Source organism: Roseovarius nubinhibens ISM, from assembly GCF_000152625.1.
In the GTDB taxonomy this organism is placed as follows: domain Bacteria; phylum Pseudomonadota; class Alphaproteobacteria; order Rhodobacterales; family Rhodobacteraceae; genus Roseovarius; species Roseovarius nubinhibens.
This window is the reverse complement of record NZ_CH724156.1, coordinates 922,484-936,481: the sequence shown is the minus strand read 5'-3', so window position 1 is coordinate 936,481 and position 13,998 is coordinate 922,484. Positions and strand designations below refer to the sequence as shown.

The following is a 13,998-nucleotide window of genomic DNA, read 5'->3' as shown; positions in this document are numbered from 1 at the left end:
ATAGCCTGGCCGGGGGCGTTGTCCTGTCTTGCGTGCCGTGATCGCCGGAGTTGACGAAAGCCGCAATCGCCACAGTTTTCCCAAAGAGGCCGCGACTTTGCCGCAGGGGCGGGAGGGGGCGGCCCGGTGATCTGGAGGCGAGAGCGGGATGGCGTTCGAACTCATCGCGGGCAGTTATTGCGGGGCGGCCCCGGTGCCGGAGACCGCGCTTGACGCGTGGAATTTCGATCCCTTTCTGCTTTTCGCGCTGACGGCGCTCTTGATCCTAATGCGGCGCGATGCGCGGGGGGTGGCGGCGGTGGCGGTGCTGACGCTCGCCTTTGTGTCGCCGCTCTGTGCGCTGTCGGTGGCGCTGTTCTCGGCGCGGGTGGTGCATCATTTGCTTCTGGTGCTGGTGGCGGCACCCTTGCTGGCCGTGGCCCTGCCGGGGCGCGCGGGCCGGGGATCGGCGGCGGTCTGGTTCCTGCTGTCGACCGCCGCCTTGTGGCTCTGGCATGTGCCGGCGGCCTATGATTTCGCACTGCGCGATATGGCGGTCTATTGGGTCATGCAGGTCACGCTCTTGGGGACTGCCATCGGGTTCTGGCGCGCGGTGCTCGGCCAAGAGCCGGGGTTTCAGGCGCTGCTCTGGGCCTTGGCGGGGCTCATCCAGATGGGGCTCTTGGGGGCGTTGCTCACCTTTGCGCCCCAGGCCCTCTATGCCGCCCATGTCGTCGCGCCGCTGAGCTGGGGGCTGACGCCGCTGGGCGATCAGCAGCTTGGCGGGTTGATCATGTGGGTGCCGGCGATGCTGCCCTATCTGGTGATCATCGGCCATCTCGCGCGGCAAAGCTGGGGGCGCGCTGGGGGAGCAGAGACGGCGGGAGGAGAGACTGCGGGAGGGGAGGCCGGATGATGGATCTCGTGGCGCTGATCCCGCATGTGAAGGCCCTGCATATCGGGATGCTCTTGCTGTGGTGCGCGGGGCTTTTTGCGCTGCCGGTGATGCTGGCGCGGCATGATGCGGCGATTGGCCAAGAGGAGTATGCGCGGGTGCGCCGGGCGACCCATTTCACCTATACGATGTTTCTGACCCCTGCCGCCGTTCTGGCCATCGCCTCGGGTACGGCGCTTATTTTCCTGCGCGAGGTGTTTGAGCTCTGGCTTTTCGTCAAGCTGGTGGGCGTGGCGCTCTTGGTGAGCTTTCACGTCTGGCTTGGCTATGTGCTCGTCCATGTGGCCGAGCGGGCGGGCCCCGAGGAGGTGCCGCACCCGGGCTGGCCGCTGGTGATCTTGGTGGGGCTTGTCCTCGGCTTGCTGGCGCTGGTGCTGACCAAGCCCGAGCTCAACGAGATCCCGATGCCCGGATGGCTCAGCGAGCCGAGGGGCGTTCAATTGCCCTTTGACGTTCCCAGACGATAGTCGAAAACGAGTTTGCCGCCATGCCATCCCGTCACCATCACCACGAGCACGTTAAAGCCCGACAAGAGGATGCCATAGGGCAGGATCGCCTCTTCGAACCCTTGCAGGCGATAGCCCCAATTGGCGCCGAGCAGCGACAGCAGCATCACGGCGATGACGAAATGGGTCCAGGCCGGGGCGCGGATGCGGATGCCGGGGACGAGCAGCAGCTCTGCCGTGCCGGTGAGCCCGGCCAGCAGACCAAAGAGAAAGGCCGTGCCCGCCGCCCAGACCGCGGCGCGTGCCCAGAAGAGATCGCCCGACAGCCAATAGAGCGCGTCGGCCCCGAAGGTGCAGAAGGTCAGCGCCACGGGGAAGGCGACGCTCATCGCGTGGATCGGGTGGCCCCAGATGCCGACGAAAGTTTCCGTCTCGTCATAGCTCGGGTGATCGGCGATCGGATCGACGAGCGGTTCGGGCGGGGGCGCCTTGCGGCTGTGCGGCGCGGGTTTGTGGGGGCTGGTGTCAGACATGGGCGGGGCCTTTTTCGCTATGGGTCTGTCGGTCTAACGCTCTTGGCGCTGCAAGGTTGCGAAGAAACCCTGTCGGTCGTTCATCCGGCGGGGCCGGCGGCCTCGGCCATCGCCTCATTGTGGCGGGTGTTGCTGATTGGGGCAACGCTCATCTTTGGGTTTGTGGCGGGGTTGATTGCCTGGGGCTGGCGGCGGCCGCCGGGGGCGGTGAACGAGCGGGGCTTTGTGATCGGGCTTGGCTTCGTTTTTCCGGTGGTCGTGCTGCTGGCGCTTCTGGCCTATGGGCTGGTGATCGGCGAGCGGCTCTTGCCCCGGGCCGCGCCGGAGGTGGTGCGGGTCGCGGCAGAAGGGCGGCAATGGGCGTGGCGGTTCAGCTATGAGGATGCGCCGGAGCGCGAGACCGAGAATCTGCTGCATATCCCGGCGGGGCGGCCCGTCGATGTGGCGATCACCTCGGTCGATGTGATCCATAGCTTTTGGGTGCCGCGTCTGGCGGGCAAGCTCGATGCGGTGCCGGGGCATGTGAATACCCTGCGGATCGAGGCCTATGAGCCGGGGCGGTTTGCCGGGCTTGGGGCCGAGTTCAACGGGCGCGGCTATCGCGCGCATCGGTTCGAGGTGGTGGCCCATGAGGAGGCGGCGTGGCAGGCGTTTTTGCGGGGAGAGACACCATGAGCAGCCTCAAGCGACATCGCGCCCTGAGCCGGATCTGGGCGTCCGATCCGGGCTGGAAGGGCTGGTTCACCACGGTCAACCACACCGATCTGGGGCGGATGTTCCTGACGGTGGCGGTGTTTTTCTTTGTGGTGGGCGGGGTTCTGGCGATGCTGATCCGGGCGCAGCTCGCCACGCCGCGATCTGCCTTCCTCGGGCCGGAGCATTACAACCAGGTGTTCACGATGCACGGGACCATCATGATGTTCCTGTTCGCGATCCCGGTGTTCGAAGGCTTCGCGGTCTATCTCTTGCCCAAGCTGCTCGGCTCGCGCGATCTCGCCTTTCCGAGGCTCACCGCCTACGGGTTCTGGTGCTATGTCTTCGGCGGGTCGATGATGATCTTTTCGCTTCTGTGGGGCATCGCGCCGGACAGCGGCTGGTTCATGTACCCGCCGCTGTCGTCAACGCTGGGCGCGCCGGGGATCAATTCGGATTTCTGGCTCATCGGGATCACCTTTGTCGAGATTTCGGCGATTGCCGCAGCGGTCGAGATCACCGTGACGGTGCTGCGCTATCGAGCGCCGGGCATGTCGCTGTCAAAGATGCCGATTTTCGCGTGGTATGCGCTGGTGACGGCGGTGATGATCCTCACCGGGTTTCCGCCGCTGATCCTTGGGTCGATCCTGCTCGAGCTGGAGCGGGCCTTTGACATGCCGTTCTTTCAGGCGGCGGCGGGGGGCGATGCGCTGTTGTGGCAGCATCTTTTCTGGCTCTTCGGGCATCCGGAGGTCTACATCATCTTTTTGCCGGCGGCGGGGGCGATTTCGACGATCCTGCCGGTGATGGCGCGGACCGGGCTGCTTGGCTATGGCTGGATCGTGGCGGCGGCGGTGGCGCTTGGGGTGCTGAGCTTTGGGCTCTGGGTGCATCACATGTTCACCACCGGCATTCCGCATCTGGGGCTGGCGTTTTTCTCGGCCGCCTCGACGCTGGTGGCGGTGCCGACGGCGGTGCAGCTTTTCATCTGGATCGGCACGCTGGCGAAAGGCGCGCCGCGGCTGCATCTGCCGATGCTCTGGCTGCTGGCGTTTTTCGCGACCTTCGTGATTGGCGGGCTGACCGGGGTGATGGTGGCCATCGTGCCCTTCGACTGGCAGGTGCATGACACCTATTTCATCGTGGCACATCTGCATTACGTGCTGATCGGCGGGTTTGTCTTTCCGATGCTGGCGGCGCTCTATTATTGGTTGCCGCATTTCACCGGGCGCAAGACCTATTTCAACCTCGGGCCGACGGCGTTCTGGCTCGTCGTGATCGGGTTTCACGGGACGTTTCTTCTCTTGCATTGGGCAGGTCTTCTGGGGATGCGCCGCCGGATCGACAGTTTCGAGCCCGGCCAAGGCTGGGAGGCGATCAACCTCATCGCGTCCGTGAGCAGTTTCGTCATGGCCATCGGCTTTGCCCTCATTGCGATCGATGTGATCGTCTCGGTGCTGGCCTCGGTGCGCGGGTCGCGCGATCCTTGGGGGGGCAGCACGCTCGACTGGGCGATGCCGACACCGCCCGCCGCCTATAATTTCGCGAGCCTGCCGGAGGTGAGCGCCCGCGATCCCCTTTGGGCCGATCCGGACCTGCCGGCCAAGATCGCGCGGGGCGAAGGCTATCTCGGCGATTGGGCGCGGGATCGGCGCGAGACGCTGACGGTGGAGGTGACGACCGGCGCGCCGCGCTATGTGGTGGTGTTTCCGGCCAACACGGGGTTTCCCATGGCGATGTCGGCGGTGACGGGGCTGTTTTTCCTCGGCTTGCTGACCAAGGCCTATTGGCTGGTGCCTCTCGCGCTGATCGGCGTGGTGGCGATGGCGCTTTACTGGGTCTGGGGGCTGTTGCCCCGGCGCGGGGAAGGGGCGGTGCCGGTGGGGCGGGGGCTGTCGCTCGTCACGGCGGCCGAGGTGGCCGATCCGCCGGGCTGGTGGGGGTCGCTCTTCTTGCTCTTGGCCAATGGGACGTTCTTTGGCTCGCTGCTCTTTGGCTATAGTTTCTACTGGACCATTGCGCCGAACTGGCCGCCGCCGGCCTATGCCGAGTTGAGCCTTGTCGGTTGGGCGCTCTTGGCTCTGGGTGTGGTGCTGGCGCTCTTGGGCACGCGGGGCGGCGCGGGCGCAGGCCATGCGCTAGCGGTTCTGGGCACTCTGGCGATTGCGGCGGTCGGGGCGAGGGTGCTCTGGCTGGTGCCGGACCCGACGGTACATGCCTATGACGCGACGGTCTGGGTTCTGGTTGGCTATGGCATCCTGCATCAGGGGATTGCCGCGCTGATGAACGGGGTGATCGTGGCGCGGGGGATTGCAGGCCACGGGGCCGAGACATGGCAGGGCCCGGCGCGGATTGCGCGGCTCTGGACCGATTATGGCGGGATCACGGCCGTGCTCGCCTATGGGGCGGCGGTTTTGCCGGGGGCGCTGTCATGAGGGGGGTATCATGAGAGCGGTTCTGAGCCTGTCGCTGCCCTTGACGCTCTGGCTTGCCGGGTTCAGCGGGCTTTACGCCCTGCATGGGCTGTTTTGTTCGAGCCGCTGGGTCGAGGGGAGTGCGGTGCTCTGGCAAAGGCCGGTTCTGATCGGGGTCGGGCTGCTGCTGATCGGGGCGCAGCTGATCCTCGCGGTCGCGTTGCAGTCAAAGCGCTGGCGCGCGGAGGATCGGACATTGCGGCGGGTGAGCTTCCTGCTGTCGCTGGCGGCGGCGGGCAGCACGGTCTGGATCCTCCTGCCGTTGGTCTTGGTGACGGGGTGCCGCTAGCGCCAATCGCTTGACCCTCATGTGCCTCCCGGCCTATGGTCGCGCCATGACCAAGAGCTGCATCATCATTTGCTGCATTACCTGCTGAGACATTTCGGCGGGCCGGTCTTCTATTTCCAACATGTGATGAAGTTGCTAAGCCCGCCGCGGAGCCCCCGTGCGCGAGGATAACATGACCGAGATCAAACTGCATAACAGCCGGAGCCGGACCAAAGAGGTGTTCACGCCGCTCGATCCGCAGAATGTGCGCATGTATGTCTGTGGGCCGACGGTCTATGACCGGGCGCATCTTGGCAATGCACGGCCAGTGGTGGTGTTCGATATGCTCTATCGGCTGTTGCGGCATGTCGCCAAAACGAATGGCTGGGGCAAGGTCACCTACGCGCGCAATTTCACCGATGTGGATGACAAGATCAACGCGCGGGCACTGGCCTCGGATCGCCGAATTGAAGAGATCACCGCCGAGACGACGCAATGGTTTCTCGACGATATGGCGGCGCTCGGCGCGCTTGAGCCGGATCACATGCCGCGTGCCACGGCCTATATTCCGCAGATGATCGCGATGATCGAGGGGCTGATCGAAGGGGATCACGCCTATGCTGCCGAGGGGCATGTGTTGTTCCGGGTGCGGTCCTACAAAGCCTATGGCGGGCTGTCGGGGCGGTCGGTCGATGACATGATCGCGGGCGCGCGGGTCGAGGTGGCACCGTTCAAGGAAGACCCGATGGATTTCGTCCTGTGGAAGCCGTCGGATGCGACCCAGCCGGGTTGGGAGAGCCCTTGGGGCTATGGGCGGCCCGGGTGGCATATTGAATGTTCCGCGATGAGCTATGAAATCCTCGGGCCGAGTTTCGATATTCATGGCGGCGGCAATGATCTGATGTTCCCGCATCATGAGAATGAGATCGCGCAGAGCTGCTGTGCCCATCCCGAGGGGGAGTTCGCACAGGTCTGGATGCATAACGAGATGCTGCAGGTCGAGGGCAAGAAGATGTCCAAGAGCCTCGGCAATTTCTTCACGGTGCGCGATCTGCTCGATCAGGGGATTCCGGGCGAGGTGATCCGGTTTGTGTTCCTGAGCACGCATTACCGCAAGCCGATGGATTGGACGGCGGAGAAGGCACGGAATGCAAAGAATACACTCGACCACTTCCTGGGGCTGATTGTTGGAGTAGAGCCGGGCGAACCTGATGACGAAGTGGTTCTCGCCCTTGCTGATGATCTGAATACGCATAAAGCGCTGACCCGACTTCACACGTTGGCCAAAGAAAAGAAGGCTGATGTACTAAAGGCTTCGTTGTTGTTTCTCGGGTTCGACCTTTCGACGTTGGAGTCAGGGTGGTTTGGCGAGGAGCATTACGATGGGCTCGCGCCCTTGGCCGAGCGCTTGGGTCAGGTCCGCGCGGCGGCGATGGTGAGCAAGGATTTCTCTGAAGTGGACCGGCTCAAATCGGCGTTGCTAGAGGCCGGGGTCGAGGTGCGGATGAGCAAAGAAGGTGTCGAGCTTGTGCCGGGGCCGAATTTCGATCCGAGCCGGCTGGAGGGCCTGTCATGAGCCGCGCTATGGTAAGGGCTGTCCCCGGCCGCGGGTGGGGGAGAAACCCCCGCCCGGGGGGGCGGTCGGGGGCTGGCCGTGACGCGGGCGTCACGACCGCTTGGCGCGCGGAGGGGATGGCATGACCCGCGAACGGATCTACCTCTATGACACGACGCTGCGCGATGGGCAGCAGACGCAGGGTGTGCAGTTCTCGACGCTTGAGAAACAGGCGATTGCGCGCACGCTCGACAAGCTTGGCGTTGATTATATCGAGGGCGGCTGGCCCGGGGCGAACCCGACCGACAGCGCGTTTTTCGAGGATGCGCCCGAGACCCGTGCCATCATGACCGCCTTTGGCATGACCAAGCGGGCGGGGCGGTCGGCGGAGAATGACGAAGTGTTGGCGGGGGTGCTCAATGCCGGGACGCGGGCGGTCTGTCTGGTGGGCAAGACCCATGATTTCCATGTCGAGACGGCGCTTGGCATCAGCCTTGACGAGAATGTCGAGAATATCGAGCGGTCGATTGCGCATCTGGTGGCGCAGGGGCGCGAGGCGCTGTTCGATGCCGAGCATTTCTTTGACGGCTACAAGGCCAATGCGCCCTATGCGCTCGACTGTCTCAACGCGGCCTATCGAGCGGGGGCGCGCTGGATCGTGCTCTGCGACACCAATGGCGGGACGCAGCCCGGCGAGATCCATGACATCACACGCGCGGTGATCGCGGCCGGTATTCCCGGCGCGCGTCTGGGCATTCACACCCATAACGACACGGAGCAGGCGGTGGCGGGCAGTCTCGCGGCCATCGAGGCGGGGGCACGGCAGATCCAGGGCACGCTCAACGGGTTGGGCGAACGCTGTGGCAATGCCAATCTGACGTCGATCATCCCGACCTTGATGCTCAAGGAGGTCTATGCCAGCCGGTTCGAGACCGGGGTGACGGCGGAGGCGCTGGAAGGGCTGACCCATGCGAGCCAGATGCTCGACGATATTCTCAACCGGGTGCCGCGGCGACAGGCGGCCTATGTCGGGGCCTCGGCCTTTGCGCATAAGGCGGGGCTTCATGCCAGCGCGATCCTGAAGGACCCGAGCACCTATGAACATATCGACCCGGCGGCGGTGGGCAATGCCCGCATCGTGCCGATGTCGAACCAGGCGGGGCAGTCGAACCTGCGCCGCCGTCTCGCCGAAGCGGGGCTGAAGGTCGAGGCCGGTGATCCGGCGCTCGCGCGCATTCTCGAAGAGGTCAAGACGCGCGAGGATCGCGGCTATACCTATGACAGCGCGCAGGCGAGTTTCGAGCTGCTCGCCCGGGCCGAGCTTGGCCAGATGCCCGCGTTTTTCGAGGTCAAGCGCTACAAGGTCACCGTCGAGCGGCGCAAGAACAAATATGATCAGATGGTGTCGCTCTCCGAGGCGGTGGTCGTGGTCAAGATCGACGGCGAAAAGACGCTCTCGGTCAGCGAAAGCATGGATGAGCATGGCAGCGACCGGGGACCGGTGAACGCGCTGGCCAAGGCGCTGGCCAAGGATCTCGGGCGCTATCAGAGCGCCATTGACGACATGCGGCTCGTCGATTTCAAGGTGCGGATCACCCAAGGCGGCACCGAGGCCGTGACCCGGGTCATCATCGACAGTGCGGATGGGCAGGGGCGGCGCTGGTCCACGGTGGGCGTCAGCCCGAACATCGTGGATGCCTCCTTTGAGGCGCTGCTCGACGCGATCAACTGGAAGCTTTTGCGTGACGGCTGATCCTCTCGATTTCACCGCTTGTGCCGAGCTGGTCCGGCGGGGCGACATGCCCCGGTTCCGGGCCGCGATGGCGGCACCGGTGGCGGCGCGGCGGGTGCTCTTGCCGCTCTATGCGTTCAATCTCCAAGTGGCGCGGGCGCCTTGGGTGACCAAGGAGGCGATGATCGCCGAGATGCGGCTCCAGTGGTGGCGCGATGCGCTGGCCGAGATCGCGGCGGGCGGCATGGTGCGGCGGCATGAGGTGGTGACACCGCTGGCGGCGGTGCTCGACCGGACGAGCGCCGAAGAGCTCGACGAGCTGGTGCTGGCGCGGCGCTGGGACATCTATCGCGAGCCGTTCGAGGATGAGGCGGCGTTTCGCCAGCATCTCGATCACACGGCGGGGCATCTTTTGCGGGCGGCGGTCCGGGGGCTTGGCGGCACGCCGGGGGCCGAGATTGGCGATGCCGGGTTTGCGCTCGGTCTGGCGAATTGGCTGCGGGCGGTGCCGGCGCTTGAGGCGGCGGGGCGGGTGCCCTTGGTCGATGGCCGCCCGGAGGCTGTGCAGGCGCTGGCGCAAGAGGGGCTCGACCGGTTGCGGGCGGCGCGGCGGGCGGGTGTTGCCGCCGAGGCGCGGCCTGCGATGATCTCGCTCTGGCAGGTCGAGGGGGTGTTGCGCCGCGCCGCACGTGATCCGCGCCGGGTTGCCGATGGTGCGCTCGAGCCGTCGCCGTTTCGGGATCGGCTCGGGCTTGTCATCACGGCGGTGACCGGGCGCTGGTAGCGCGCCCGGTCTGAGAGATCAGGCGGCGGCTGCCGCGGCGACGGCCCGGCGTTCCGAACGGGCAAAGATCACATAGTAGAAGACCGGCGCGGCAATCAGCGTCAGCACGCTGGCAAAGGCCAGACCGCCCATGATCGTCACCGCCATGGAGACGAAGAACGCATCCCCCAGAAGCGGCAGCATCCCGAGGATCGTCGTCGCCCCGGCAAGAACCACGGGCCGCAGACGCGACACGCAGGCCTCGACGATGGCTTCGCGCAGGGGGCGGCCCTCGGCGCGGACGAGGTCGATTTCTTCGACGAGAACGATGCCGTTCTTGATGAGCATCCCCGACAGCGACAGAAGGCCCAGCAGCGCGGTGAAGGTGAAGGGCAGCCCGGTGCCCAGCAGGCCCAGCGCCACGCCATTGACCGACATCGGCACCAGAAGCCAGATCACGATGGGCTGGCGCACCGCGTTGAACAGAAGCACCGAGATCAGCACCATGATGAGCAGGCTGAGCGGCAGCTGGCTGTTGAGGCTCGCCTGCGCGTCAGAGCTGCTCTCATATTCGCCGCCCCAGGTCAGCGCATAGCCCTGCGGCACATGGATGGCCTCGACCGCCTCGCGGATCTGGCCAAAGACCTCGGCGGCGGTGCGGTTCGGCGGGATATCGGCCCCGACCGTCAGCGTCGCCACCCGGTCGCGGCGGTGGATGAGCGTGTTCTGCACCTCGGCATGAAGCCCGTCGATCACCTGTTCGATGAGCATGAAATCCTGTGCGTTCTGCGACCAGACCGGCTGATCCCGGAGGGTGCTGCTGGCGTCGGGGGATTGGCGCACGATGATCGGGATCTGCCGTTCGCCTTCGCGGTAGACGCCGCCGGTGATGCCGTCGGTGGCAAAGCGCAGGGTGGAGGCCACGTCATCGCGGCTGATCCCGGCGCTCTGGGCGCGTTCGGTGGCATAGTCGGGCCGGATCACCAGTTCCGGCTCGCGCCAATTGGTGCGCGGGTCGAGCACATCGGGCGAGGTCGCCTCCATCACCTCGATCACCTGCTGGCCGATCTGGCGCAGCACGACCGGATCGGGGCCGGAGACGCGCAGTTCGATCGGATCGCCGCCGCCGGGGCCAAAGACCAGACGGCGGGTGCGGAACTCGCCCTGCGGCAGGGCTTGGCGGCCGAATTTTTCGAGATCGGCGCGCAGGGCGGGGATCGTGTCGATGCTCTCGGTGCGGATGATCATATGCCCATAGCTCGGGTTCGGTTTTTCCGCGGAATAGGTGAGCATAAACCGCGTCGCGCCGCCGCCGGCATAGCTTGTGTAGGCTGTGACCTCGTCGCGGCTGTCGAGCCAGTCTTCGATCACCGCGAGATCATCGGCGGTGTCATGCACGGTGCTGCCCTGCGGCAGTTTGTAATGCACGAAGAAGAGCGGCGTGTTGGAGTTCGGAAAGAACTGCTGGCGGATCTGGCCAAACCCGATGAGGCAGAGCACGGTGATGCCGACAAGCCCCGCGATCACCAGCCAGCGCGCCTTGAGCGCGGCGCGCAGCGTGGCGGCATAGGCGCGGAACATCGCGCCGCCATAGGCATCGGCGCCGCCTTCCGTGCCACGTTTGAAGAAGTAATGCCCCAGAAGCGGCGTCACGGTGATCGCCAGACCCCAGCTCAGCAGGAGCGAGATGCCGATCACCGCGAAGAGCGAAAAGAGAAACTCGCCCGTGGCGTCGGGGCTGAGCCCGATCCCGGCAAAGGCCATGATGCCGATGACCGTCGCGCCGAGCAGCGGGATCTGCGTCTTGCCTGCCGTGTCCTCGGCGGCTTCGCGCGAGGATTTGCCCTGCTGCATGGAAATCTGCATGCCCTCGGCCACCACGATGGCATTGTCGACGAGCATCCCCATCGCGATGATGAGGGCCCCGAGCGAAATCCGCTCCATCTCGATCGAAAAGATCGCCATGAAGAAAAGCGTGCCGACCACGGTCAGCAAGAGCGTGGCACCAACCACGGTTGCGGCACGCCAGCCCATGAAGAGCGCCAGCACGCCGACCACGATGGCCACCGACATGGCGAGGTTGACGAGGAAATCATTCGATGCCTCCTCGACCACGAGATGCTGTTGGTAGATGGGGTTCAGCGTCACGCCATAGGGGATTTCGGCAAAAAGCTCGGCGATGCGGTCGTCGACGCGGTGGCCGATCTCGACGATGTTCTCGTCGGCCCGGCCCGCCACGCCGAGCGAAAAGGCGGCTTCGCCATTGTGGCGCAGGAGGAGCGAGGGGTGATCGACCGGACCGCGATGGACCTGAGCCACGTCAAAGAGGTTGAGCACCTCGCCATTGACCCCGATCGACAAGCCCGAGATGTCCGACACGCTGTCAGAGCCTTCGGGCGCTTCGATCACGGTGCGGCGGTTGCCATGTTCGACGCTGCCCGCCGAGGCCACGGAATCGGCGGTCGCGAGCGCCTCAACCACGGCCTGCGGCGGGACATTGTGGGCGACCGAAATGGCAAGCTCGGGCTCGACGAAGATCGCCTCTTCGGGCAGGCCCGCGAGTTCGACATCGGTGACGCCATCGACCGCGAGCAATTCCCGGCGCAGCCATGTGCCGAGGCGGTAGATCTCGGCATCGGTATAGCCGGGGGCGGTGACCGCATAGTAAAGGCCAAAGACATCGCCGAACCCGTCATTGACCAGCGGGGCCTCGACGCCCGAGGGTAGGTTGCGCGCCGCGTCGCGGACCTTGGCGCGCAGCTCGGTCCAGATATCGGGGAGCATGTCGCCGTCATAGGTGGAATGAACCTCGACCTCGATCAGCGAGCGGCCGGGTTGGTTGACCGAGGTGATCTTGTCGATCTCGCCCATCTGTTGGATGGCGGATTCGAGCGGCTCGGACACTTCGCGGGCCACCTGATCGGCGGAGGCGCCGGGGTAGCTTGTCGAGATGACCGCCTGTTTGATGGTAAAGGCCGGGTCTTCGAGACGGCCGAGCGAGGCAAAGCCCCAAAGCCCGCCGAGAAAGCAGCCAAGGATGAGAAGCCAGGTCAGGATCGGCTTGTCGATGGAGGCGCGTGCGATGGTCATGGGCTGCGGTCCTTACTGTGGAAAGCCGGTAAAGCGGCGCACCGCCTGCCCGTCTTCGAGCGCGCTCGCCCCGGCGGCGACGATCACATCGCCGGGCTTGAGCCCCTCGGTCACGCGAAAGCTGCCATCATCGGCGACTTCGATCTCGACGGTGCGGGCGCGGACATGGGCGCCCGCGTCGCTCTCGTCAAAGAGCATCACGGTGATCGAGCCATCGGCGGCGGGCACCAGCGCCGAGCTCGGCACCGGCAGGCCGGTGGCCCGCTGGGCAAGCAGGGCGCGCACGGTCACCGACGAGCCGGGCAGAACCTCGGGGGCGCGGTCCTCGGGAAAGGCCATGGTGACCTTGAAGCTCTGCAGCGATTGCGTGGCATCGGTGGTGAATTCGCGAATTTCGAGCGGGTAGCTGTCCGCATGGCCGAGGAACCGCGCCTCGAGCTGGATGTCCTTGTCATTCCCGGCGCGCTGAAAAAGGATTTCGGGCACTTCGACCTCGACCCGCAGTTCCGACATGTCATGCAACCGGACCACCGGCGTGCCGGCGGCGACGGTGGTGAAATTGGCCACCAGCCGTTCGGCCACCAGCGCATCAAAGGGCGCGGTGAGCGTGGCATGCGACAGCGCGCGTTCGGCGTCGCGCTGGGCCACGGCGGCGAGGCCTTCGGCGGTGCGGGCGTCCTGCTGGGCGGCCTCGCTCACGGTGGCGCGGCTCAGCTGCAGGAGGCGGTTGAGATCGCGGGCGGCCTGTTCGCGGCGCAGACGGGCCTGTTCAACGGCGAGCTCCAGAGGCTCGGGATCGAGCCTCGCGACGAGATCGCCCTTGGCGATGGATTCGCCCTCGATGAGCGGAAACTCGATCAACTGCCCGCCGGTCTGGAAGGCGAGATCAACGGTCTGACGCGCCACCACCCGGCCATAGAATTCGCGGGTCATGCCGGCCTCGGCCGGGGCCACGGTCAGCAGTTTGACGGGCCGGGGCGGGGTGTCGTCACTGGCCATGGCAGGCCCGGTCAGCGCGGTTGCAAAGCAGAGGATGAGAGCAGCAAGACGTGTCAAAACGGCAATCCTTTCGGCAGGCCCTTGGCCATGATGTGAGAGCGGATTTTCAAAAGAAGATCAGAGAATTGCTGGAGATCAGCCGCATCGAGCCCGGTCTCCTCGCGCAGCGCCAGTTTGAGCATTTCGCCCAGTTCGGCGCGGGTTTCCTCGCCCGTTTCGGTGAGTTCCAAAAGCCAGGCGCGGCGGTCCTTGGGATCGCGGCGGCGTGTCACCAGCCCCTTGGCCTCGAGCCCGTCGGTGAGCGCGGTCATGGTCGAGGGCAGCGTCTGCATGGCGCGGGCAAGATCGCCCATGCGGCGCGGCTGCGACAGCCGGATGAGGGTGAGCCGTTCCTGTTTCGACAGGTCAGGTTTCTCACAGCTCAGCCGGTCATGCAGCGACCAGTAGAGCATGACGATGCTCAGCATCACGTTGACGTCTGGGTGGTCGATATCGCTCAGGTCCGGCATTG

The 13,998-nt window shown here is 65.4% G+C and carries 12 protein-coding genes; 8 read left to right on the top strand and 4 right to left on the bottom strand.

The window, feature by feature from the left end; genetic code table 11:
• The first annotated feature begins 148 nt into the window (after nt 1-148).
• Nucleotides 149-895, top strand: a complete 747-nt coding sequence (locus ISM_RS04570) for a cytochrome c oxidase assembly protein (RefSeq protein WP_009812948.1) — start codon at nt 149-151, stop codon at nt 893-895.
• Complete coding sequence (locus tag ISM_RS04565) at nt 895-1,401, top strand: CopD family protein (RefSeq protein WP_009812947.1); 507 nt, start codon at nt 895-897, stop codon at nt 1,399-1,401. The genes ISM_RS04570 and ISM_RS04565 overlap by 1 nt, the downstream gene beginning before the upstream one ends.
• Here the strand turns inward: ISM_RS04565 and ISM_RS04560 are convergent.
• Nucleotides 1,371-1,913 (bottom strand): DUF2231 domain-containing protein, encoded by a 543-nt coding sequence (locus ISM_RS04560; RefSeq protein WP_009812946.1) that lies wholly within the window; start codon nt 1,911-1,913, stop codon nt 1,371-1,373. The genes ISM_RS04565 and ISM_RS04560 overlap by 31 nt on opposite strands.
• A gap of 42 nt (nt 1,914-1,955) precedes the next feature.
• Between ISM_RS04560 and ISM_RS04555 the strand changes: the two genes are divergently transcribed.
• The 6 genes from ISM_RS04555 (at nt 1,956) to ISM_RS04530 (ending at nt 9,419) form a co-directional block, all read left to right on the top strand.
• A complete protein-coding gene (locus ISM_RS04555; protein WP_009812945.1) occupies nt 1,956-2,588 on the top strand; it encodes a cytochrome c oxidase subunit II in 633 nt (210 codons plus the stop codon).
• Nucleotides 2,585-5,041 (top strand): cytochrome c oxidase subunit I, encoded by a 2,457-nt coding sequence (gene ctaD, locus ISM_RS04550; RefSeq protein ID WP_009812944.1) that lies wholly within the window; start codon nt 2,585-2,587, stop codon nt 5,039-5,041. Before ISM_RS04555 ends, ctaD begins: the two co-directional genes overlap by 4 nt.
• A gap of 10 nt (nt 5,042-5,051) precedes the next feature.
• Nucleotides 5,052-5,369, top strand: coding sequence for a hypothetical protein (locus ISM_RS04545; protein WP_009812943.1), 318 nt, complete (start codon nt 5,052-5,054; stop codon nt 5,367-5,369).
• A 172-nt stretch (nt 5,370-5,541) separates the two neighbouring features.
• Nucleotides 5,542-6,924 (top strand): cysteine--tRNA ligase, encoded by a 1,383-nt coding sequence (cysS, locus tag ISM_RS04540; protein WP_040618318.1) that lies wholly within the window; start codon nt 5,542-5,544, stop codon nt 6,922-6,924.
• A 121-nt stretch (nt 6,925-7,045) separates the two neighbouring features.
• Nucleotides 7,046-8,656 carry a citramalate synthase gene (gene cimA, locus ISM_RS04535; RefSeq protein ID WP_009812940.1) on the top strand — a complete coding sequence of 537 codons (1,611 nt, stop codon included), beginning with the start codon at nt 7,046-7,048 and terminating at the stop codon, nt 8,654-8,656.
• Nucleotides 8,646-9,419 carry a squalene/phytoene synthase family protein gene (locus ISM_RS04530; RefSeq protein ID WP_009812939.1) on the top strand — a complete coding sequence of 258 codons (774 nt, stop codon included), beginning with the start codon at nt 8,646-8,648 and terminating at the stop codon, nt 9,417-9,419. Before cimA ends, ISM_RS04530 begins: the two co-directional genes overlap by 11 nt.
• A gap of 18 nt (nt 9,420-9,437) precedes the next feature.
• On the opposite strand, the gene ISM_RS04525 is transcribed toward ISM_RS04530, so the two are convergent.
• Genes ISM_RS04525 through ISM_RS04515 form a run of 3 tightly spaced genes read right to left on the bottom strand, consistent with a single transcriptional unit; the run spans nt 9,438 to nt 13,996 of the window.
• Nucleotides 9,438-12,488: an efflux RND transporter permease subunit gene (locus tag ISM_RS04525; RefSeq protein ID WP_009812938.1), complete on the bottom strand. Its 3,051-nt coding sequence runs from the start codon at nt 12,486-12,488 to the stop codon at nt 9,438-9,440.
• A 12-nt stretch (nt 12,489-12,500) separates the two neighbouring features.
• Nucleotides 12,501-13,544: an efflux RND transporter periplasmic adaptor subunit gene (locus tag ISM_RS04520; RefSeq protein WP_254655646.1), complete on the bottom strand. Its 1,044-nt coding sequence runs from the start codon at nt 13,542-13,544 to the stop codon at nt 12,501-12,503.
• Nucleotides 13,541-13,996, bottom strand: coding sequence for a MarR family winged helix-turn-helix transcriptional regulator (locus tag ISM_RS04515; RefSeq protein WP_009812936.1), 456 nt, complete (start codon nt 13,994-13,996; stop codon nt 13,541-13,543). The genes ISM_RS04520 and ISM_RS04515 overlap by 4 nt, the downstream gene beginning before the upstream one ends.
• Nucleotides 13,997-13,998 lie beyond the last annotated feature (2 nt).

What these genes read in the sequence shown, in the direction of transcription:
- ISM_RS04570 (WP_009812948.1), top strand. Translation starts at nt 149, where the DNA reads ATGGCGTTCGAACTCATCGCGGGCAGTTATTGCGGGGCGGCCCCGGTG.
- ISM_RS04565 (WP_009812947.1), top strand. Translation starts at nt 895, where the DNA reads ATGGATCTCGTGGCGCTGATCCCGCATGTGAAGGCCCTGCATATCGGG.
- ISM_RS04560 (WP_009812946.1), bottom strand. Translation starts at nt 1,913, where the DNA reads ATGTCTGACACCAGCCCCCACAAACCCGCGCCGCACAGCCGCAAGGCG.
- ctaD (WP_009812944.1), top strand. Translation starts at nt 2,585, where the DNA reads ATGAGCAGCCTCAAGCGACATCGCGCCCTGAGCCGGATCTGGGCGTCC.
- ISM_RS04545 (WP_009812943.1), top strand. Translation starts at nt 5,052, where the DNA reads ATGAGAGCGGTTCTGAGCCTGTCGCTGCCCTTGACGCTCTGGCTTGCC.
- cysS (WP_040618318.1), top strand. Translation starts at nt 5,542, where the DNA reads ATGACCGAGATCAAACTGCATAACAGCCGGAGCCGGACCAAAGAGGTG.
- cimA (WP_009812940.1), top strand. Translation starts at nt 7,046, where the DNA reads ATGACCCGCGAACGGATCTACCTCTATGACACGACGCTGCGCGATGGG.
- ISM_RS04525 (WP_009812938.1), bottom strand. Translation starts at nt 12,488, where the DNA reads ATGACCATCGCACGCGCCTCCATCGACAAGCCGATCCTGACCTGGCTT.
- ISM_RS04515 (WP_009812936.1), bottom strand. Translation starts at nt 13,996, where the DNA reads ATGCCGGACCTGAGCGATATCGACCACCCAGACGTCAACGTGATGCTG.